This window comes from Ciceribacter sp. L1K23 (assembly GCF_018122705.1).
Taxonomy (GTDB): Bacteria; Pseudomonadota; Alphaproteobacteria; order Rhizobiales; family Rhizobiaceae; genus Allorhizobium.
This window is the reverse complement of record NZ_JAGRRC010000001.1, coordinates 3,483,630-3,502,285: the sequence shown is the minus strand read 5'-3', so window position 1 is coordinate 3,502,285 and position 18,656 is coordinate 3,483,630. Positions and strand designations below refer to the sequence as shown.

The window sequence follows — 18,656 nt, the reverse complement described above, 5'->3', positions numbered from 1 at the left end:
TATGTCGGCCTTCCGTTGCCGTTCGTCAAATTCTCAGAGCGAGGCCCTTCGTCGCAGCACTCTTCGCTCGGCCCTGACAATGACACCTTGATTCACGGAGCGTTGCGGCATAGATTTAGAATTATTCTAAAAAGGAATTCTCTCATGCTGCGTCGTTTGTTCAGCGGATCCAAGCGCCCCTTCGACAGCCTGTCCGAGCAGGAAATACTTGGACTGGCGATCTCCTCCGAGGAGGACGATGCCCGCATTTATCTTGCCTATGCCGATCAGTTGCGGGACGCCTATCCCGGTTCCGCCAAGGTGTTTGAGGATATGGCCGAGGTCGAACACACCCATCGCAACATGCTGATCGACATGCACCGCCGTCGCTTTGGCGATCGTATTCCGCTGATCCGCCGGGAGCATGTACGGGGATTCTACGACCGCAAGCCGGACTGGCTGCGGCGGAACCAGTCGCTGGACCAGATCCGGTCGGAGGCCGAACTCATGGAGGAGGGCGCCGCCCGCTTCTATCGGGAAGCGGCCAAGCGCACGAGCGATGCCGAGACGCGAAAGCTGCTCGGAGACTTGGCTCTGGCCGAGGAGGGGCATGAGGAGACGGCACGCATGCTGGGCGAACGGCATGCGCCGGAGGACGTCCGGGCCGAAGAGGACGAGACCTCCCGGCGACAGTTCATCCTGACCTATGTGCAGCCGGGTCTGGCCGGGTTGATGGACGGCTCGGTCTCCACTCTGGCGCCGATCTTTGCCGCGGCCTTCGCCACCGGTGACACCTGGCAGACCTTTCTCGTCGGTCTCTCCGCCTCGGTTGGCGCCGGAATCTCGATGGGGTTCACGGAAGCGGCGCACGACGACGGCAAGCTGTCGGGGCGCGGCTCGCCAGTGAAGCGTGGTCTTGCATCTGGCATCATGACGGCGATCGGCGGCCTAGGTCACGCGCTGCCGTACCTGATTCCGCATTTCTGGACCGCGACGATCACGGCGGCCGTCGTCGTCTTCGTCGAACTCTGGGCCATCGCCTTCATCCAGAACCGCTACATGGAGACGCCCTTCTGGCGCGCAACCATGCAAGTGGTGCTCGGCGGCTCGCTGGTGCTCGCCGCCGGCGTGCTTATCGGGCAGGGTTGAAGGCCGAAACGCGAACCGCGCGGCCGTTTCGGGTCGGCAGCGGCGCTGGTGAAGGAAAACCCTGAAGGCCGTACTTTACTGGGTCGCGCCGACGAGAACGTCGCGGCCGTCCTCGATGGTCACCCAGCGGCCGGTATCGAAGCTCGCCTGGCGCTTGAGGAACGTATAGGGCGTGTCGAGCCACGACTTGACCTCATCGGAGAGGTTGTCGAGCACATAATCGCCCTGCGCGGTGCGAAGGGTGAGGACCGCGTGGCCTTCGCCGTCCGGTTTGCGCACGACCGTGATCAGCAGGTCGGAGACCGGAAAGCCGGCCTCGATCAGTGTCTTGCGCTTCAAAAGCACAAAGTCCTCGCAGTCGCCGACATCGACAGGATAGGTCCAGAGTTCCTCGCGACCATAGATTTCGGCGTCCGTGAACGGCTTAATACTATGATTTACCGAGATGTTGACGTTGCGGACGATCTCCCAGCCATGGGCGGTGACCTGTCGGGGAGCGGTAGCGCGAGTTCGGATCGAACATTCCGACCAATTGGCGCGACAGAACTCATAATGTCCGATCGGTTGCGAGGTAACCTTGCCGGTGACCATCGACAAATGCGTCTTCGGCGCGGTCCACGCCGCATTCATAGGCGCGCATACGCCAACGCTCACCAACAGTGCGGCAAGCACCCGCGAACCAGTCTTCATAGGCCGTCCCCAATATTCTTAACAAAACGTTAATAAAGGGGCGGCGCATCGTCAATCTACAAGGAATGGCGAGTCAGAACCTATCGTCCACTATGGTTAAAATGCAACGGATCAGGCCGGGTTCGCGACCGCCGTGATGGCGGCGACCATCCGCTCGATGTCTTGCGGTCGCGACAGCCTGTGGTCTCCGTCGCGGATCAGTGTCAGCACAACGTCGTCGGCGGGCAGATGCTCCACCAGGCGCAGCGCGTGGCTGTAGGGAACGTCCGGATCCTTCATACCCTGGAGGATATGAACCGGGCACCGCGTCTGGAGGATGCCGGCCAGCACGAGATTGCGGCGGCCGTCCTCGATCAGGGCGCGGGTGAAGATGTTGGGCTCGGGGCTGTATTCCGAGGGTTCCTCGAAGTAACCCCGTTCCTCCAGCGAGCGCCGCTCGGTCTCGCTGAGATTGGGTTCGATAAGTTCGGCGGTGAAATCCGGTGCCGGAGCGATGAGGACCATACCGGCGATCTTCGGACCTTGCCCCCTCCGGGCGATCTCCTGCACCAGCCTGAGTGCCACCCAGCCGCCCATCGACGAGCCGACGAGGACGACCTCCGAGCCGCCAGCATGGTCGATCACGGCGAGCGCCTCCTCCAGCCAGCGGGAGATGGTGCCATCGCGGAACGCGCCGCCGGATGCGCCATGGCCGGAATAGTCGAAGCGCACGGACTTGAGTCCGAGTCGACCGGCAAGCGCATCCATTTCAATTGCCTTTGTCCCGGTCATGTCGGAGCGATAGCCGCCGAGCCAGACCAGGGTCGGTCCTTCGCGTTCCGCCTCGCGGACGAGCATTGCGATCTCGCGAGCGTTCGGCCCATCGCCGACGGTCAGGATGGTCGCGATGTTTTCGGTCTGGTCGGTCATGATGCGGATTCCCGGTTGTTTTGCGGGTCTATAGAACAGATTCGCCTTAAACGGCACAGGAGGTGATTTTTCTCAACGAACGTGCTATTGACACCGGCGTGGTCGAGGCGCATCTCCGGAACAAAAGCAGCCCGGCCGCGTAAACCTCGCTGCAAACGGAAATAGTCTAGGAGAATACGACCATTCGCAGACCGTTCAAAGCCGACGCCCCCGTCAAGGATGGGCCGCGCTCCAACCGAGAAATACGAGTTCCCCGCGTACAGCTCATCAATGAAGAAGGTGAAAACCTCGGCGTCATCGCGACCGACGAGGCGCTGAAGATGGCTGAGGATGCCGGGCTCGACCTGGTGGAAATTTCGCCGAACAACGATCCGCCGGTGTGTAAGATCCTCGATCTCGGCAAGCTGAAATACGCCAACCAGAAGAAGGCGGCCGAAGCGCGCAAGAAGCAGAAGATCGTCGAAGTCAAAGAAATCAAGATGCGCCCGAACATCGACACCCATGACTATGAGGTGAAGATGAAGGCGATGAACCGTTTCTTCGAGGAAGGCGACAAGGTCAAGGTGACCCTGAAGTTCCGCGGCCGCGAAATGGCCCACCAGGAACTCGGCATGAAGCTCCTGCTCCAGGTCAAGGAAGACACCGCCACGATCGCCAAGGTCGAGGCCGAGCCGAAGCTTGAAGGTCGCCAGATGATGATGGTGCTGGCGCCGAGGTAATTCTTCGGAAAGCTGTACCTGATGGACGCACCGGGCAGATGGCCGGTGCGTTTTGTCTTTCGCGGACAGCCTGATGCGAATCCGCGGCAAGACCCGTTGCGCTTTTGCCGCCTTGCGGTTATAAGCGCCCGTCCGAACGGTCCGGCAGGGCATGCCGTGGCCGTTCTTATGCTTGAGCCAGCCTCGTCAGCCGGCTCTATACAAAGAACAATGGAGTAAGCAAAATGCCCAAGATGAAGACGAAGTCCGCTGCCAAGAAGCGGTTCAAGGTCACGGCGACCGGCAAGGTCGTCGCTGCTGCCGCCGGCAAGCGCCACGGCATGATCAAGCGGTCCAACAAGTTCATTCGCGATGCCCGCGGCACGATGGTTCTGGCTGAACCGGACGGCAAGAAGGTCATCAAGAACTACCTGCCGAACGGTCTCTAAGACCCTTTCGCTGAACGGACCATTTAAGGAGATCATGACATGGCACGCGTAAAACGTGGCGTCACCGCACACGCCAAGCACAAGAAGGTTCTGAAGCAGGCCAAGGGCTTCTACGGCCGCCGCAAGAACACGATCCGCGCCGCAAAGGCTGCAGTCGATCGTTCGAAGCAGTTCGCTTACCGCGACCGCAAGGTTAACAAGCGCAACTTCCGCGCTCTCTGGATCCAGCGTATCAACGCGGCTGTCCGCGAATTCGGCCTGACCTACGGCCGCTTCATCGACGGCCTGAACAAGGCTGGTATCGAAGTCGACCGCAAGGTTCTGTCCGACATGGCCATCCACGAGCCGGCTGCCTTCAAGGCGCTGGTCGACGCCTCCAAGAAGGCGCTCGAGTACCTCAAGGATGCCGGCACGGCCAACGAGTTTGAAAGCGCGGTCAAGTAACCAGCGCTTCCCAGACTGAATTCAAGTATTGGGAAACCCGCGCTGGCAGGGCTGGCGCGGGTTTTTTCATGTGATCTTCATGCCACCGTGGAAAGGGTGGCGCGACAACGGGGCAGGAAACGGAAACATGTCCGATCTCGACACTCTGAAGACTGAGCTTCTGGCGCAGATCGCCGCCGCCGCCGACGAGGCGGCGATTGAGGCGGTGCGTGTGGCCGCCATGGGCAAGAAGGGTTCGGTGTCCGAACTCCTGAAGACACTCGGCACGATGAGCCCCGAAGAGCGCCAGACGCGCGGCGCCGCCATCAACGCGCTGCGGAACGAGGTCACGGAGCAGCTTGCCGCCCGCAAGACGGAATTGCGCGATGCGGCGATCGATGCCCGCCTGAAGGCCGAGACCCTCGACGTATCGCTGCCGGTGCGGTCATCGCCGGCCGAGCGCGGCCGCATCCACCCGATCAGCCAGATCGTCGACGAGATCACCGCGATCTTCGCCGACATGGGCTTCTCGATCGCCGAAGGTCCCGATATCGAGACCGACTATTACAACTTCACGGCCTTGAACTTCCCCGAGGGTCATCCGGCCCGCGAGATGCACGACACCTTCTTCCTCCAGCCGGACGAAAACGGCGAGCGCAAGGTGCTGCGCACGCACACCTCGCCGGTCCAGGTCCGCACGATGGAATTGCAGAAGCCGCCGATCCGCATCGTCATTCCCGGCAAGACCTATCGCCAGGACAGCGACGCCACGCATTCTCCGATGTTCCACCAGGTCGAGGGCCTCGTCGTCGACAAGACCGCCAATGTCGGCCATATGCGCTGGGTGCTGGAAGAGTTCTGCAAGTCCTTCTTCGAGGTCGACAGCGTCACTATGCGCTTCCGCCCGTCCTTCTTCCCGTTCACGGAGCCGAGCTTCGAGGTCGACATCCAGTGCGACCGCTCGTCCGGCCCGATCGTCAAGTTCGGCGAAGGCACCGACTGGATGGAAATTTTGGGCTGCGGCATGGTCCACCCGAATGTGCTGCGCTCCGGCGGTCTCGATCCGGACGAGTACCAGGGCTTTGCCTGGGGAATGGGCCTCGACCGCATCGCCATGCTGAAATACGGCATGCCGGACCTGCGCGACTTCTTCAACGCCGATGTGCGCTGGATGAGCCACTACGGTTTTCGCCCGCTCGACGTGCCGACCCTTTTTGGTGGCTTGAGCGGCTGATCGCCAAGGATAGTGACCGTGCCGGCCAATCCGGGGCGGAGTAACGGAAAGGTGGATAGCCCCGCCTATCCGGGTGAATAAGGCAATGCAACGTGATTGAACATCTCGACACTATGCGACCGGTCGACCTTCTCTGCGACGACGACCTGCTGCATGTGGAATTGACGGACGGTCGGATCGTGAGCGTTCCGGTCTGGTGGTACCCGCCCCTCAAGGAGGCGCTGCCGGCGGAGCGGAACAATGTGGAATTCATGCCTGACAGCATTCACTGGCCCGATATCGATCTCGATGTGACGGTGGTCAGCATGCTCCTCGGTAGGCAGGCGTCGGACGCCTCGGGCAATATGCAGATGGGAACGAGACAATGAAATTCACACTCTCCTGGCTGAAGGATCACCTCGATACCGACGCCACGCTTGAACAGATCTGCGAGCGGCTGACGGCGATTGGCCTCGAAGTCGAGGATGTCGATGACAAGGCGGCTTACAAGCCCTTCGTCATCGCCAAGGTTCTCTCCGCCGAGAAGCATCCGGAAGCCGACCGGCTGAAGGTGCTGATGGTCGATGCCGGTGACGGCAAGCCGGTGCAGATCGTCTGCGGCGCGCCGAATGCGCGGGCGGGGCTCGTCGGCGCGCTCGCCCGGCCGGGCGTCTATGTTCCCGGTATCGATGTGACGCTCTCCGTCGGCAAGATCCGCGGCGTCGAAAGCCACGGCATGATGTGCTCCGAAAAGGAGCTCAACATTTCCGACAATCACGACGGCATCATCGACCTGCCCGAGGATGCGCCGGTCGGCACGTCCTTCGCGTCTTATGCCGGCCTCGACGACCCTGTCATTGAGATCAACCTGACGCCGAACCGTCCGGACTGCACGTCGATCTACGGCATCGCCCGCGATCTGGCAGCGTCCGGTCTCGGCAAGCTGAAAACACCGAAGGCACCCTCATTCAAGGTCGAGGGCGAGACGCCCTACGACGTCAAGATCGTGCTCGACGACGAGCGCCTCTGCCCTGGCTTCGCTTACCGTCTTGTGCGCGGCGTCAAGAACGGGCCGAGCCCGAAATGGATGCAGCAGCGCCTGCTGGCGATCGGCCTGCGCCCGATCTCGGCACTGGTCGACGTCACCAACTACATGACCTTCGACCAGGGCCGGCCGATGCACGTCTTCGACGCCGACAAGGTCAAGGGCACGCTGGTCGTGCGTCGCGCCCAGGAAGGCGAGGAAGTCCTGGCACTCGATACCCGTACCTACAAGCTGAACCCCGCCAATGTCGTCATCGCCGACGACAACGGTGTGGAATCGATCGGCGGCATCATGGGCGGCGAGCATTCCGGCTGCGACGAGAACACGGTCAATGTGCTGATCGAATCGGCCCTCTGGGACCCGATCAATATCGCCAAGACCGGCCGCGCCCACGGCATCATCACCGACGCACGCTATCGCTTCGAACGCGGCGTCGATCCGGAATACATGGTTCCGGGTCTGGAACGCACGACCGAGCTGGTGCTCGAAATGTGCGGCGGCACGGCGGCGGAGAAAAAGGTCACCGGCTACAAGGGGCACACGAAGAAGGTGGTCGACTTCCCCTATTCGGAAGTGAAGCGGCTCACGGGTCTCACGGTGTCGAACGAAGACGCGAAGCAGATTCTGACCGGTCTCGGCTTCGAGGTTTCGGGCTCGGGCGAGACGGTGAAGGTCGCCGTTCCCTCCTGGCGTCCGGACGTGGACGGAAAGGCTGATCTCGTCGAGGAAGTCATGCGCATCCATGGCGTCGACCAAATCAAGCCGGAGCCGCTTGCGCCGACAGGTTCGGTTAACGGCAAGATTCTGACCACGCTGCAGATCCGCAGCCGGGCGGCCAAGCGGGCGCTTGCGGCCCGCGGCATGCTGGAGGCCGTCACCTGGTCGTTCATCTCGGAAGACCATGCCAAGCTCTTCGGCGGCGGCAGCCACGCGCTGAAGCTCGCCAATCCGATTGCGGCCGACATGTCCGACATGCGGCCGTCGCTGCTGCCGGGCCTGCTGACGGCGGCCCAGCGCAACGCCGACCGCGGCTTCGGCGACGTGGCAATCTTCGAGGTGTCCGGAACCTACGAGAGCGACACGCCGGAAGGCCAGCGCCGTGTTGCCGGTGGTGTCAGGCGCGGCACGGCCTCGCTGGCCGGCAGCGGCCGGCTCTGGTTGAATGCCGCCAAGGGTGGCGGCAAGCCGGTCGACGTTTACGACGCCAAGGCGGATGCGCTGGCGGTGCTGGAAGCCTGCGGCCTGCCGATGAGCAATGTCCAGATCGAGGCGGGCGCCCCGGCCTGGTATCATCCGGGCCGCTCCGGCACCATCAAGGCCGGCCCCAAGGTGATTCTCGGCTATTTCGGCGAATTCCATCCGAAGACGCTGGGCGCGCTCGACGTATCCGGCGCGCTCTGCGGCTTCGAGGTCTTCATCGACGCCATGCCTGAGCCGAAGAGGAAGGCGACCCGCACCAAGCCGGCGCTCGAACTTTCGCCGTTCCAGCTGGTCCGCCGCGACTTCGCCTTCGTCGTCGACAAGGCCGTCGAGGCGGGCGCGATCGTCAGGGCTGCGAGCGGTGCCGACCGCAAGCTGATATCGGGCGTCAACGTCTTCGACATCTTCGAAGGCGCTTCCGTCGGCGAGGGCCGCAAGTCGGTGGCGATCGAGGTGCTGATCCAGCCGGTCGACAAGACGCTGACCGACGAGGATTTCGATGCGCTGACGAAGAAGATCGTCGGCAATGTCGAGAAGACGACCGGCGGCGTGCTGCGCGCCTAACGTCCCTCGTGATACCGCCGCTCCTGGGTTTTCCCGCCGTAGCCATAAGCTGCGGCGCGGACATCCTCGACGTGGATGTAGCTCTCCTCGTGCAGCGTTCCGAGGAGCGCTGAAAATCCGTCGAACACGGCGCGGATATAGGCCGCTTTCTCGTCCTTGGTGTTCGTCTCGTCGGTAATCTTGATGTTCAGATAGACGCTGGATTGCTTCTGTTCGGCAAGGCTCTTGCCGCCGACGAACCAGTCGCGCGGATCGATGTAGTCGATGGCAATCGCTGTCAGCGCCGGGTCCTTGTGCAGGATCCGTTGGGTGTGGTCCTGTAGCATCCGGGAGACGGATGCCGTGACGGCGTCGGAACGGACGCCGCTGATCTTGACGTTGAGGATGGGCATGGCACTCTCCGTGGTTAGCTATGCAACTATTTGGATCGACATCAGGGCAAGCTGGTCCCGATGGACTTGAGCTCGTCGACGAACGTCCTGAACCGTTCGGCGCCGAGTTCGCCCTTGAACCTTGTGGTCATGGCCGCGCTTGCGGCTTCCAGATCATCGCGCAGGTCGAGCGCCGCCCCCGTCGGGTGGACCTCGCTTTCACGCCTGTCGCGATCGCTAGGTCTCCGCTGCAGCAGGCCGCGCGCCTCAAGACCGTCCACCGCCCGCGTCGCTGTGGCCCGGGCGATCTTCATTGTCTCGGCCAGCTCGCTCAGTAGCATTCCCGGCTTGCGCAGCACGGCGCGGAGCGTGAACGCCTGGGATGGCGTCAGGTCGAAAGGCTTGAACGCCTCCGTCCAGGCGCGCTCCAGCTGGCGGGCAAGGGAAACGGTGTTGAAGTAGAGGCAATGATCGAACATGGCTCAACCCTAGCAGATATAATTGCATATGCAATTAAAAACTTGGAGCGCGGGACGCAATTGCGTCCCACGTCGCTTTTGGGGTGAAGGAAGGGCTTATCTTCCTGCCATCTTGGCCATCGCTTCGGGATAGCGCCCACCGGCCACCTTCGACGGCGACAGCAGGTCGCCGAGTTGACTGATCTCATCCGGTGTCAGCACGATGTCGGCGGCCGCGACATTGCTTTGGAGGTTGGCGATCTTCGTCGTCCCGGGGATCGGCACGATGAAATCGCCCTGCGCCAGAACCCAGGCCAGCGCCAGCTGCCCCGGCGTCACGCCCTTCTTGGCCGCCATCTCTTCCAGCAGCGTGATCAGCGCCAGATTGGCGTCGAAATTGTCCGCCTGGAACCGCGGCAGGCTCCGACGGAAATCGTCGGCGGCGAGGGTTTCGAGCTTTTTGAGTCCGCCCGTCAGCACGCCACGACCGAGCGGGCTGAACGGCACGAAGCCGATGCCGAGCTCCCGGCAGGTTTCCAGCACGCCATTCTCCTCCGGATCACGCGTCCAAAGTGAGTACTCGCTCTGAACGGCGGAGATCGGGTGGACCGAGTGGGCACGACGAATGGTCTCCGCGCTCGCTTCGGAGAGGCCCAACGCCTTGACCTTGCCCTGGCTGACGAGCTCGGCCATCGCGCCTACCGTCTCCTCGATCGGCACGGCCGGATCGACGCGGTGCTGGTAATAGAGGTCGATCACCTCGGTATCGAGCCGCTTCAGGGAAGCCTCGGCGACGGCGCGGACGTTTTCCGGCCGGCTGTCCGTGCCGACCATCATGCCCGCCGCGGGCTTCGTGGGATCGATACGGAAGCCGAACTTTGTGGCGATCTGTACTTGGTCGCGGAAGGGTTTCAGCGCCTTACCGACGAGAATCTCGTTCGTGTAAGGGCCATAGACCTCTGCCGTGTCGAACAGCGTGACGCCGAGCTCAACGGCCCGGTGCAGCGTCGCGGTGGAGGACACGTCGTCTCCGGTCGGGCTGTAGCCGTGGCTCATGCCCATGCAACCGAGGCCGAGAGAGGAGACGGAGAGGGAGCCGAGTGTGCGGGTTTTCATCGGGGTTGCTCCTTGCGCTGGAGTTGAGGGCCGCGTCGTGCGGCAGCGGTGAGACACTGTTCGATGCGCAAGATAGGCCAGCTCCACTCTTCTGAAAATTGCTGCAAGAAGGAACAGGTTGATCTATCATTTGGAACAATGAACCGAACCCAACTCGCCCAACTTGCCGTTCTCGCCGTCGTCGCACGCCACCGCAATTTCCGGCGCGCGGCGGAAGAGCTGGGTGTTGCACCTTCCGCGGCAAGCCATGCCGTGGCGGCCCTGGAGGAGCATCTCGGCGTCCGGCTGCTGGCGCGAAACACAAGGAGCGTGAGGCCGACGGAAGAGGGGGAACGCCTGCTCGAACGGCTGTCGCCAGCGCTGGCGGAGATCGAGGCGGGTCTCTCGGCGATCGCCGAACGTGGCGGCCGTCCGGCGGGTCCGCTGCGCATCACCATGCCGAGGCTTGCCGCGGAGGATCTGATCGTCCCGCGAGTCGGCGCCTTTCTGGAAGCCTATCCGGATATCGAGCTGGAGCTTGTCCTGGTCGATCGGTTCGAGGACATCGTCGAGCAGGGTTTCGACGCGGGTCTGAGGCTCGGCGAAAACCTCCATGCCGACATGATCGCCGTACGCGCCAGCGGCCCTTGGCGCGGCGTCATCGTCGGCTCGCCCGGTTACTTCGAGAAACATCCGGTTCCGCGTCATCCCAATGATCTCATGCATCATCGCTGCATCCGCAGGCGGTTTTCCAGCGGGCGTATCTACCGATGGGAACTGGAGAAGGACGGCAAGGAGATCGCCATCGACGTATCGGGTCCACTGATCCTCTCGGACCAGAGCCTCATCCGCGCCGCCGCTTTGGAAGGCGCCGGCCTTGCTTTCATCTTCGAGAGGAAGGTTGAGGAGGACCTGAAGGCCGGCCGACTCGTCGAGGTGTTGTCGGACTGGTGCCAGCCCTTCGACGGTTTCTACATCTACTACGCCTCGCGCCGGCAGATGCGTCCGGCACTGCGCGCCTTCATCGATTTCTTCCGCTCGGGAAGCGCGTGATCACGTCAGCCTGATCCGGTAGCGGATGTGCCCGTCTTCCTGTGCGTAGGTGTCGTAGAGTTTCCGTGCCGTCTCGTTATCGCGGTTCGTGTGCCAATAGAGCCGCGACCAGCCTTTCGCCTTCGCCAAGAGGATAAGATCGTCGATCAGGGAGCGCCCGATGCCTTGGCCGCGAAAGCGTTCGTCGAGGTAGAGGTCCTCCAGGTAACAGTCCGGCGTCTTCACCCAGGTCGAGTCGTGGAAATGATGGATCGCGAAGCCGGCGAGTTCCCCGTTGACCTCCGCGACCCGCATGGCGACGCGGGATGTCGGATCGAGTATCCGCGCCCAGGTGTGGTCGGTCACGTCGTCGGGGAGATCGACCTTGTAGAAGGCCAGATAGTCGTTCCAGAGCCGTCGCCATGCCTGCTCGTCGGTGGGCGTTGCATCCCGGATCGTCAGCGCCATCGTCAGGCTCCGGCTTCGTTCAGCCGTCGCATCTGCGCCTCGCTGAGCTCAAGCCTGCCGGCGGCGATCAGGCTTTCGAGCTGCCGAAGGCTGGTCGCCGAGGCGATGGGGGCGGTGATGCCGGGCCGGGCGGCGACCCAGGCGATCGCGACGGTGGCGAGGCTCGCGCCGGTCTCGGCTGCGACCTGATCAAGGGCGCCAAGAATACGGTGGCCTTTTTCGTCGAGATAGTCGCCGACGCGGTAGCTTCGGGCCACCCCTTCTGTATCCTCCGCCTTGCGGTATTTCCCCGTCAGGAAGCCGGCGGCAAGCGCGTAGTAGCTGATCACGCCGATCTCCTCACGGATGCAGAGATCGGCGATCGGACCTTCGAAGCGGTCGCGGGTATAGAGATTGTATTCCGGCTGCAGCACATCGAAACGCGGCAGGCCCTTCGCCTTCGCGGCGTCGAGTGCGGCCTGCAGCTCTCCGGCGTCATAGTTGGAACAGCCGATCGACCGCACCTTGCCCTGGGTCTTCAGCCTGTCGAATGCCTCAAGCGTTTCCTCGATCGCGACGTCGGGGTCCGGCTTGTGGGCGAGGTAGAGGTCGATGTAATCGGTGCCAAGGCGCTTCAGCGAGGCCTCGGCGGCTTCCGCGATCCACTTGGCGCTGAGCCCGGTCTTCCGCTCGCGGTTGTCGAAGCCGACCTTGGTGACGATGACGACCTTGTCGCGCGCCACATGCCCGCGCTTCAGCCACTTGCCGATGATTGTCTCGCTTTCGCCGCCCTCATGGCCGTCGACCCAGGCGGAATAAACGTCCGCTGTGTCGATTGTGTTGTAGCCGGCGTCGAAGAAGGCATCGAGCAGATCGAAGGAGGTCTTCTCGTCCGCGGTCCAGCCGAACACGTTGCCGCCGAACACGACGGGAGCGATTGTAAGGCCGGTCCGGCCAAGGGGGCGCATCTTCATGGGAAGTCTCCGTCTTCTTCGTTCGGGTGGTGTCGGGAGAACCTAACAACGGGGGGAATGATCCACCATTCAATTTGTTTGATCGCTTCGCGGCTGGGGCAGGCTCATTCGCCGGCAATTCTGTAGCGGCTGGGCGGCAGAGCGTTGTGCAGCCGCCAGACGCGGCGAAGGTGCCGGGTGGAAGCAAAGCCGGCGCGCTGGGCCACGCTTTCCATATCGAGCCGCGATTGGCTGATCAGGTCGCGGGCGAGCGTCACACGCATCAGGTTGACGTAGTCGACGACCGACATCCGGGCGTGCTCGCGGAAAAGACGCGACAGATGACGTTCGCTGACGCAGGCGAGTGCGGCGAGGCGGGACAGGTCCCAGTCCGAGGCCGGATCGGCCATGATCGCGTCCTGCACCCGGTGAATGGCCGGATGGATATGGTTGCGTCCGGCAAGCCAGGGGGAGAGCTGCGGATCGCCGCCGCTACGCCGCATGTAGAGCACCATGTTGCGTGCCACCCGGATCGCCACGGCGGGAGAGGTAAGCCTTGAGACGAGATGCAGCGCCAGATCGATGCCGGTCGACACGCCCGCGCTCGACAGGCGCTTGCCATCCTCGACATAAAGACGATTCTCGACGACGCGGGCGAGCGGCGCGACCGCTTTGAGAGCGTCGAGACAATCCGCATGGGTCGTGCACTCGCGCCCGTCGAGCAGTCCGGCGGCGCCGGCGAGCAGGGCGCCCGAGCATATTGTCACGAGCGTCACCTCCGGCGTCACGACCCTTTCAAGCCAGGTCGAGATTTCCGCCCGCTGTCGCTTGACATCAGGCTCGTCGCTTTTCCCGATCAGGCTGCCGGAAACGATCACATAAGCGTCGTCCGGCAGTGATTGTGGTAGCGGCTCCAGGCGCGCGACGGATAGGCCGATCGATGTGGGCTGCATATCCGCTGATGACACAAAGTGGCAGTCGAACACGACATCGTCCTGTTCGGTATTGGCGTCGGCCAGTACCTCGATCGGCCCGGCGACGTCGAGCAGCAGCGTGTGCGGCGGCAGGACGACGTAGGTCGGAACGATGCGAGACCGGGGTCGAAGCTCCGTCATGCAGCCTCGATCGCGGCTGCAAGAGCTTCGTTGACGGTTGCTATGCGGGCAAAACGGTCAGCAAGCACCAGTTCTGTGCGCGTCTTGATGTCCTTTGCCGAGAACACTTCGCCGGACGCGTGCGTCATCGGAAAGGTCAGCGTCGCGTCCGTGACGAAATCGACCGCGTAGCCGCTGTCGGCGGCATGCCGTGCCGTGGTTTCGCAGCATTGTTCGGTGCGGATGCCGGAGACGATCAGGCGGTTGATGCCGTGTTCTGTCAGCCAGATGTGCAGCGGCGTACCGACGAAGGCCGAGTGACGCGTTTTCAGGAACGTGACGTCGGGCTCGATCTTCAGTTCGTTGAGCGTGCGGACCAATCCGCTCTCCACCCGGAACTCCTCGTCACTGTCGGTGTGGAAGATCTGCACCACAGGGATGCCGGCGGCCTTCGCGCCGTCGATCAGGGCCTGCTGATGCCGGAAGTAGTCCGGCAGTTCGTTGGCGTCCCAGTAGGGAGCATGGCGAAACGATTCCTGAGCATCGACGACGATAAGCGTGGTCTTGATGGCGGACATTTCTTTTCTCCTCATTTCCAAAGTCTGCACCAGAATATCGCCGTTCTGAAATGGAAAAATGCCACTTCCGGACAAGTGGCGGACATTTTCGGACATCACTTGCGCGAGACCCGATGCTTATCCTGTCCCGCCATTGCTCCTGTCATGCAGGCTGGCTAGATTGCGGCCTTTGAATCGATTTAAGGGAGAGGACCATGCTGCGTTTCGGAATTCTGTCGACGGCGAAGATCGGCCGCGAATTGGTGGTGCCGGCGATCCAGGACGCCGAGAACTGCGTCGTGACCGCGGTGGCGAGCCGCGATGCGAAGAGGGCGCGCGAGATGGCCGACCGTTTTTCCGTCCCGCACGCCTTCGGCTCCTACGAGGAGATGCTGGCCTCCGACCTGATCGACGCCGTCTATATCCCGCTGCCAACCTCCCAGCACGTCGAATGGACGATCAAGGCCGCCGACGCCGGCAAGCATGTTCTCTGCGAAAAGCCGATTGCGCTGAAGGCCGATCAGATCCCGGCGGTCATCGAGGCACGGGACCGCAACAAGGTTCTGGTGTCGGAAGCCTATATGGTGACCTACACGCCGGTCTGGATGAAGGTGCGCGAACTGCTGGCGGAAGGCGCGATCGGGCAGTTGCGCCATGTCCAGGGCGTCTTCACCTATTTCAACCGCGATCCCGGCAATATGCGCAACATCCCGGCGCTGGGCGGCGGCGGTCTGCCTGACATCGGTGTCTACCCGACCATGACGACTCGTTTTTCCACGGGACGCGAACCGGTCCGCGTCCAGGCCGTCACCGAACGCGATCCGGAGTTCGGCACCGACATCTATTCGAGCGTGAAAGCCGATTTCGGCGACTTCGAGCTGAGCTTCTACATCTCCACCCAGATGGCCAATCGCCAGTCCATGGTGTTCCACGGTACCGAGGGCTATATCGAGGTGAAGTCGCCGTTCAACGCCGACCGCTGGGGCGCGGAGGAAATCGAGCTCTCCAACCGCTCGCATGGCCATTCCCAGATATTCCGCTTCCAGGACAGCCGCCAGTATCGTCGCGAGGCGGAAGCCTTCGCGCGCGCCGCCGCAGGCGAGAAGGCGGAGGTGGTGACGCTGGAAAATTCGCTTGCCAACCAGCGTTTCATCGACGCGATCTACCGGGCGAGCGAAAAGGACGGCTGGGAAATCGTCTGAGCGTCAGCGACGGAAGACGAAGCGCGAATAGCCGAAGAAGCTGAACGCCATGGCGGCGATGGAGGAGACGACCAGCGCCGCCAGCGGCTGAAGCGTCGGAAACGAGATGAGCAGCGCCGAATAGACCAGGTAGTTGACCAGCGCCGACGTCAAGCCCACCGAGCCGTATCGGAAACCTTCCCGCACGATGGAATGCCGCGAGGCGCCGAACGTGAAACGACGGTTGAGATACCAGGTCGCCATCATCGCCACGGCGATGGCAATGGCGCGGGAGACGAACGGTCCGAGCGGCGTGAAGCCCAGCAAAAGCGCGAGGATGCCGGCGTCGACGAGGAAGCCGACGGAACCGACGATACCGAAGCGCAGCAATTTCGCCATGGATGTTCCCGTCCCGGACCCGTTTGTTCGCCTGCACCGCGGTAGCACGCGCAGTCGGCGATACCGTTTTACTATTTCTTGATAAGGTTAAGGCTAGGTTTCCGGCCGAAGACGCTGGCGGTCGCTCCGCCCGCGTCGAGCGCGTTAGACGATATGGGGCCGAGGCATGGGACAAGCCGCTGAAACCGCACGTTCCGGTCCGGTGTGGTGGCAGCGTTACGGCCTTTCCGTGGCGCTCTATTCGGGTGGCCTGATCGCCGCGATGGCGCTCCTCAACATCCCTATAGACCACGATTATGTCGGTCCCGACAACGACGACGTCATGCGGCTCGTCCAGGTCCGTGATTTTCTCGACGGACAGCGCTGGTTCGACCTGATGCAATACCGGCTCGGCCTCGAAGGCGGCACGCTGATGCACTGGTCGCGTCTCGTCGACCTCCCGATCGCAGCGTTGATCCTGCTCTTCGGGCTGTTCTTTGATCAGCCGCGGGCCGAGATGCTGGCACTTACCGTCTGGCCGCTCTTTCTCGTCGTGCCACTGATGGCGGCGATGGGGCTTGCCGGCAGGCGCATGGGTGGCCCGCAGGTGATGCATGTCGCCATGGGCCTGACGGCGCTGCTGGTCGCGACCGGCAACCGCTTCCTGCCCGGCGCGATCGATCACCACAATGTCCAGCTCGTGCTGGTCGCAGCGCTCGCCGCAATGCTTGTCGACGAGCATCACCGCCCCTCGAGCATGATCCTTGCCGGTGTGCTGACCGCGACAGCCATTGCCGTAGGCGCGGAAACGACCCCGATCCTCGTGACCGCCTGCTTGATCGTCGCGGTTTCCTGGGCCGTGCTCGGCAAGGTCTACGCCGCCGCTGCCAAGGCGTTTGCGATATCGCTTATTCTTTCAATAACGGCGCTTTTTTTCGCCACCACGCCGCCGCACCTCTACGCGGTCGTCGCCTGCGACAGCCTGTCCATTGCCTATTACGGACTGGCCTCCATCGGTGGCATCTTGCTTCTGGCCTCTGTGATGTTCGGCTCCCGGCTTGGTATCAGGGGTCGGTTCGGCCTGCTTGCCGCCGCCGGCGTCGTTATCTTGCTGGCCGCGCTTGTCCTCGCACCCGAATGCCTCCGCAGTCCGCTGGCGGACCTCGATCCGATGCTGAAACGCCTCTGGCTGGAACGCGTCGTCGAGGCGCAATCGGCGGCGGATCAACTGCGCCAGGAGCCAGGTCTGTTCGGTGCATTCTACGCCGTCGGCGTCTTCGCCATGGCCGTCTGCGTCTTCCGCATCGTGGAGCGCGATCGCGTGCGGCTGCATGCTGTGTTGCTGCCATTGATCGCGGTCGCCTGGACCGTGGCGCTGGTGCAGGTGCGTGGCGCCGTCTTCGCCAATCTGCTGGCCGTGCTGCCACTGGCGCTGCTGATCGGGCAGTTGCGCCGAGCGACCAATCGCGACCCTGAAAATCTCGGCCTGAGCTTCGCCTTCGTGATCACCGTGCTGCTGTCGGTCCCCAATGTCTGGGCCTTCTTCGGCGTGATGTCGACGGAAGGCACCGCCGGTCTCATTAACCGCCTGCGGAACGTCGTGCCGCAGGTGGCCGGCCCGTCGACGGATTGCACGTCAGCCCGGGCCCTGCGGCAACTGGCGACCCTACCGGAAGCGACGGTGGCAGCGCCGAGCGAAAGCGGTGCCTCGATCCTGCGCTTCACCCACCACCGCGTTCTGGCCGCACCCTACCACCGCAACGAGGGCGGCATGCTGACCGAGCTGCATATCGGTCTCTCCCAGCCCGACGAGGCCCCGGCCTTTCTGCGCGGATCACGGACGACGATAATCGCCTTCTGCCCGTCCGATCCGCAGACGACACTGCTGATGGAGACGAAGCCCGACGGGCTTTATGCGGCACTCGGGCGAGGTGACGTCCCGCCATACCTGAAGCCGCTGCCGGCGGCAGATGCGTCTGGCTTCACGATCTACGAGGTCCACCTGGCCGACGAATGACGGCGATTTCCGACCGACAGGAATAGGTCAGGCTGTGCGGAGACGTTCGACGACGAACAGACCGATCACGAGGTCGATCAGACCGAGATTGTAGCCGGCGATGGCCCAGAGCAGCGACATCATCGGCGGTGCGGCGGGTGATGTCAGCATGGCGACCGCGAAGGCGACGCAGATCAACACGGCGACGAGCGCGATCACGGTGACTGACCGCATCAGCCCCGCCGCTATTCCGATACCCATGGCCGTAAGGAGGATCACTTTCCTGCTCCCAAAACGCACTACAATGGGAAAGGGTATAGCGTGATCCTCCTAAGGTTCGGTTGCGCCGAAAGGTAAACTTATCGTTAGACGAGTCCGACGATATCGGCCGCCGTCGTACCCGTGGCGGCGACGCGGCTGGCGCGTATCGGCAGCACCGTTCCGCCGGGGATCGCCTTCAGTGTGACGGATGCGCCGGAGGCGAACAGGACCGATACGTCCCCTCCCGTTCCCACATAGAGCGCGCGGGTGGTTTCAGGCAGCGGCACCGTATCGCTGGGTACGACGGGAAAGCCCGAGAAGGCGGGGCCCGAGAGCGACGGTGAGGTGGTTGCGAAGCGGTCTGTCATGGCGGCATCTCCTTTTTGCTGGCCGTGAGGCGTCGATGATCCCACCGCCGGGGAAAGGGGGGACGCGGGCTGCGTGAAAAAAAATCGCAGGCCTGTGATTTCGGAGACTCCGCCCGCGGTCCGCGGCTGATCTTCCGCCCGATTTG

General features: G+C 62.9%; 22 protein-coding genes. 10 read left to right on the top strand and 12 right to left on the bottom strand.

The annotated features are described in order from the left end of the window. Nucleotides 1-144: 144 nt before the first annotated feature. Nucleotides 145-1,128 (top strand): iron exporter MbfA, encoded by a 984-nt coding sequence (mbfA, locus tag J5J10_RS16985; protein WP_211930760.1) that lies wholly within the window; start codon nucleotides 145-147, stop codon nucleotides 1,126-1,128. A gap of 75 nt (nucleotides 1,129-1,203) precedes the next feature. Here mbfA and J5J10_RS16980 read toward each other — a convergent pair whose 3' ends face one another. Together J5J10_RS16980 and J5J10_RS16975 are read right to left on the bottom strand one after the other, a co-directional pair. Then, nucleotides 1,204-1,758 (bottom strand): transglutaminase-like cysteine peptidase, encoded by a 555-nt coding sequence (locus J5J10_RS16980; protein WP_246745894.1) that lies wholly within the window; start codon nucleotides 1,756-1,758, stop codon nucleotides 1,204-1,206. A 171-nt stretch (nucleotides 1,759-1,929) separates the two neighbouring features. Further along, a complete protein-coding gene (locus J5J10_RS16975; protein WP_211930759.1) occupies nucleotides 1,930-2,727 on the bottom strand; it encodes an alpha/beta hydrolase in 798 nt (265 codons plus the stop codon). Nucleotides 2,728-2,909: 182 nt separating this feature from the next. Between J5J10_RS16975 and infC the strand changes: the two genes are divergently transcribed. The 6 genes from infC to pheT all read left to right on the top strand — a co-directional run bounded on the left by infC (nucleotide 2,910) and on the right by pheT (nucleotide 8,319). Beyond that, nucleotides 2,910-3,446 (top strand): translation initiation factor IF-3, encoded by a 537-nt coding sequence (gene infC / locus J5J10_RS16970; protein ID WP_208553002.1) that lies wholly within the window; start codon nucleotides 2,910-2,912, stop codon nucleotides 3,444-3,446. A gap of 224 nt (nucleotides 3,447-3,670) precedes the next feature. Continuing rightward, entirely contained in the window at nucleotides 3,671-3,874 is a 204-nt protein-coding gene (gene rpmI, locus J5J10_RS16965; RefSeq protein WP_145296269.1) for a 50S ribosomal protein L35, read from the top strand. A 39-nt stretch (nucleotides 3,875-3,913) separates the two neighbouring features. Continuing rightward, nucleotides 3,914-4,318, top strand: a complete 405-nt coding sequence (rplT, locus tag J5J10_RS16960) for a 50S ribosomal protein L20 (RefSeq protein ID WP_208548181.1) — start codon at nucleotides 3,914-3,916, stop codon at nucleotides 4,316-4,318. Nucleotides 4,319-4,445: 127 nt separating this feature from the next. Next, nucleotides 4,446-5,531, top strand: coding sequence for a phenylalanine--tRNA ligase subunit alpha (gene pheS / locus J5J10_RS16955; RefSeq protein WP_211930758.1), 1,086 nt, complete (start codon nucleotides 4,446-4,448; stop codon nucleotides 5,529-5,531). A gap of 92 nt (nucleotides 5,532-5,623) precedes the next feature. Then, nucleotides 5,624-5,899: a DUF2442 domain-containing protein gene (locus J5J10_RS16950; protein ID WP_211930757.1), complete on the top strand. Its 276-nt coding sequence runs from the start codon at nucleotides 5,624-5,626 to the stop codon at nucleotides 5,897-5,899. Next, entirely contained in the window at nucleotides 5,896-8,319 is a 2,424-nt protein-coding gene (pheT, locus tag J5J10_RS16945; protein WP_211930756.1) for a phenylalanine--tRNA ligase subunit beta, read from the top strand. Before J5J10_RS16950 ends, pheT begins: the two co-directional genes overlap by 4 nt. Here pheT and J5J10_RS16940 read toward each other — a convergent pair. The 3 genes from J5J10_RS16940 to J5J10_RS16930 all read right to left on the bottom strand — a co-directional run bounded on the left by J5J10_RS16940 (nucleotide 8,316) and on the right by J5J10_RS16930 (nucleotide 10,264). Further along, entirely contained in the window at nucleotides 8,316-8,711 is a 396-nt protein-coding gene (locus J5J10_RS16940) for a tautomerase family protein (RefSeq protein WP_211930755.1), read from the bottom strand. The two genes, pheT and J5J10_RS16940, sit on opposite strands and share 4 nt — an antisense overlap. Before the next feature lie 41 nt (nucleotides 8,712-8,752). Continuing rightward, nucleotides 8,753-9,169, bottom strand: a complete 417-nt coding sequence (locus J5J10_RS16935; protein WP_211930754.1) for a MarR family transcriptional regulator — start codon at nucleotides 9,167-9,169, stop codon at nucleotides 8,753-8,755. A gap of 96 nt (nucleotides 9,170-9,265) precedes the next feature. After that, nucleotides 9,266-10,264: an aldo/keto reductase gene (locus J5J10_RS16930; RefSeq protein WP_211930753.1), complete on the bottom strand. Its 999-nt coding sequence runs from the start codon at nucleotides 10,262-10,264 to the stop codon at nucleotides 9,266-9,268. A 138-nt stretch (nucleotides 10,265-10,402) separates the two neighbouring features. Between J5J10_RS16930 and J5J10_RS16925 the strand changes: the two genes are divergently transcribed. Further along, nucleotides 10,403-11,296: a LysR family transcriptional regulator gene (locus J5J10_RS16925; protein WP_211930752.1), complete on the top strand. Its 894-nt coding sequence runs from the start codon at nucleotides 10,403-10,405 to the stop codon at nucleotides 11,294-11,296. Here the strand turns inward: J5J10_RS16925 and J5J10_RS16920 are convergent, their stop codons facing one another. From J5J10_RS16920 to J5J10_RS16905, 4 genes are all read right to left on the bottom strand, one after another. Then, nucleotides 11,297-11,743, bottom strand: a complete 447-nt coding sequence (locus J5J10_RS16920) for a GNAT family N-acetyltransferase (protein WP_211930751.1) — start codon at nucleotides 11,741-11,743, stop codon at nucleotides 11,297-11,299. A 2-nt stretch (nucleotides 11,744-11,745) separates the two neighbouring features. Further along, entirely contained in the window at nucleotides 11,746-12,696 is a 951-nt protein-coding gene (locus J5J10_RS16915) for an aldo/keto reductase (RefSeq protein ID WP_211930750.1), read from the bottom strand. A gap of 104 nt (nucleotides 12,697-12,800) precedes the next feature. Further along, on the bottom strand, nucleotides 12,801-13,790 hold the full coding sequence (locus J5J10_RS16910) for a helix-turn-helix domain-containing protein (RefSeq protein ID WP_211930749.1): 990 nt from the start codon (nucleotides 13,788-13,790) through the stop codon (nucleotides 12,801-12,803). Then, complete coding sequence (locus J5J10_RS16905) at nucleotides 13,787-14,347, bottom strand: isochorismatase family protein (RefSeq protein ID WP_211930748.1); 561 nt, start codon at nucleotides 14,345-14,347, stop codon at nucleotides 13,787-13,789. Before J5J10_RS16905 ends, J5J10_RS16910 begins: the two co-directional genes overlap by 4 nt. A gap of 194 nt (nucleotides 14,348-14,541) precedes the next feature. Between J5J10_RS16905 and J5J10_RS16900 the strand changes: the two genes are divergently transcribed. After that, on the top strand, nucleotides 14,542-15,528 hold the full coding sequence (locus tag J5J10_RS16900) for a Gfo/Idh/MocA family oxidoreductase (protein ID WP_211930747.1): 987 nt from the start codon (nucleotides 14,542-14,544) through the stop codon (nucleotides 15,526-15,528). 3 nt (nucleotides 15,529-15,531) lie between these two features. Here J5J10_RS16900 and J5J10_RS16895 read toward each other — a convergent pair whose 3' ends face one another. Next, nucleotides 15,532-15,906 (bottom strand): GtrA family protein, encoded by a 375-nt coding sequence (locus tag J5J10_RS16895; RefSeq protein WP_211930746.1) that lies wholly within the window; start codon nucleotides 15,904-15,906, stop codon nucleotides 15,532-15,534. A 166-nt stretch (nucleotides 15,907-16,072) separates the two neighbouring features. Between J5J10_RS16895 and J5J10_RS16890 the strand changes: the two genes are divergently transcribed. Then, the gene (locus tag J5J10_RS16890) at nucleotides 16,073-17,902 is read left to right on the top strand and encodes a hypothetical protein (RefSeq protein ID WP_211930745.1); all 1,830 of its coding nucleotides are present in this window, start codon (nucleotides 16,073-16,075) and stop codon (nucleotides 17,900-17,902) included. 27 nt (nucleotides 17,903-17,929) lie between these two features. Here the strand turns inward: J5J10_RS16890 and J5J10_RS16885 are convergent, their stop codons facing one another. Then, nucleotides 17,930-18,160: a hypothetical protein gene (locus tag J5J10_RS16885; protein ID WP_211930744.1), complete on the bottom strand. Its 231-nt coding sequence runs from the start codon at nucleotides 18,158-18,160 to the stop codon at nucleotides 17,930-17,932. 86 nt (nucleotides 18,161-18,246) lie between these two features. Beyond that, entirely contained in the window at nucleotides 18,247-18,510 is a 264-nt protein-coding gene (locus J5J10_RS16880; protein WP_211930743.1) for a hypothetical protein, read from the bottom strand. Nucleotides 18,511-18,656 lie beyond the last annotated feature (146 nt).

Excerpts from the sequence above, each read along its gene's own strand:
- mbfA (WP_211930760.1), top strand. The coding sequence starts at position 145 with ATGCTGCGTCGTTTGTTCAGCGGATCCAAGCGCCCCTTCGACAGCCTG.
- J5J10_RS16980 (WP_246745894.1), bottom strand. The coding sequence starts at position 1,758 with ATGAATGCGGCGTGGACCGCGCCGAAGACGCATTTGTCGATGGTCACC.
- J5J10_RS16975 (WP_211930759.1), bottom strand. The coding sequence starts at position 2,727 with ATGACCGACCAGACCGAAAACATCGCGACCATCCTGACCGTCGGCGAT.
- rpmI (WP_145296269.1), top strand. The coding sequence starts at position 3,671 with ATGCCCAAGATGAAGACGAAGTCCGCTGCCAAGAAGCGGTTCAAGGTC.
- rplT (WP_208548181.1), top strand. The coding sequence starts at position 3,914 with ATGGCACGCGTAAAACGTGGCGTCACCGCACACGCCAAGCACAAGAAG.
- pheS (WP_211930758.1), top strand. The coding sequence starts at position 4,446 with ATGTCCGATCTCGACACTCTGAAGACTGAGCTTCTGGCGCAGATCGCC.
- pheT (WP_211930756.1), top strand. The coding sequence starts at position 5,896 with ATGAAATTCACACTCTCCTGGCTGAAGGATCACCTCGATACCGACGCC.
- J5J10_RS16940 (WP_211930755.1), bottom strand. The coding sequence starts at position 8,711 with ATGCCCATCCTCAACGTCAAGATCAGCGGCGTCCGTTCCGACGCCGTC.
- J5J10_RS16935 (WP_211930754.1), bottom strand. The coding sequence starts at position 9,169 with ATGTTCGATCATTGCCTCTACTTCAACACCGTTTCCCTTGCCCGCCAG.
- J5J10_RS16930 (WP_211930753.1), bottom strand. The coding sequence starts at position 10,264 with ATGAAAACCCGCACACTCGGCTCCCTCTCCGTCTCCTCTCTCGGCCTC.
- J5J10_RS16925 (WP_211930752.1), top strand. The coding sequence starts at position 10,403 with ATGAACCGAACCCAACTCGCCCAACTTGCCGTTCTCGCCGTCGTCGCA.
- J5J10_RS16920 (WP_211930751.1), bottom strand. The coding sequence starts at position 11,743 with ATGGCGCTGACGATCCGGGATGCAACGCCCACCGACGAGCAGGCATGG.
- J5J10_RS16915 (WP_211930750.1), bottom strand. The coding sequence starts at position 12,696 with ATGAAGATGCGCCCCCTTGGCCGGACCGGCCTTACAATCGCTCCCGTC.
- J5J10_RS16910 (WP_211930749.1), bottom strand. The coding sequence starts at position 13,790 with ATGACGGAGCTTCGACCCCGGTCTCGCATCGTTCCGACCTACGTCGTC.
- J5J10_RS16905 (WP_211930748.1), bottom strand. The coding sequence starts at position 14,347 with ATGTCCGCCATCAAGACCACGCTTATCGTCGTCGATGCTCAGGAATCG.
- J5J10_RS16900 (WP_211930747.1), top strand. The coding sequence starts at position 14,542 with ATGCTGCGTTTCGGAATTCTGTCGACGGCGAAGATCGGCCGCGAATTG.
- J5J10_RS16895 (WP_211930746.1), bottom strand. The coding sequence starts at position 15,906 with ATGGCGAAATTGCTGCGCTTCGGTATCGTCGGTTCCGTCGGCTTCCTC.
- J5J10_RS16890 (WP_211930745.1), top strand. The coding sequence starts at position 16,073 with ATGGGACAAGCCGCTGAAACCGCACGTTCCGGTCCGGTGTGGTGGCAG.
- J5J10_RS16880 (WP_211930743.1), bottom strand. The coding sequence starts at position 18,510 with ATGACAGACCGCTTCGCAACCACCTCACCGTCGCTCTCGGGCCCCGCC.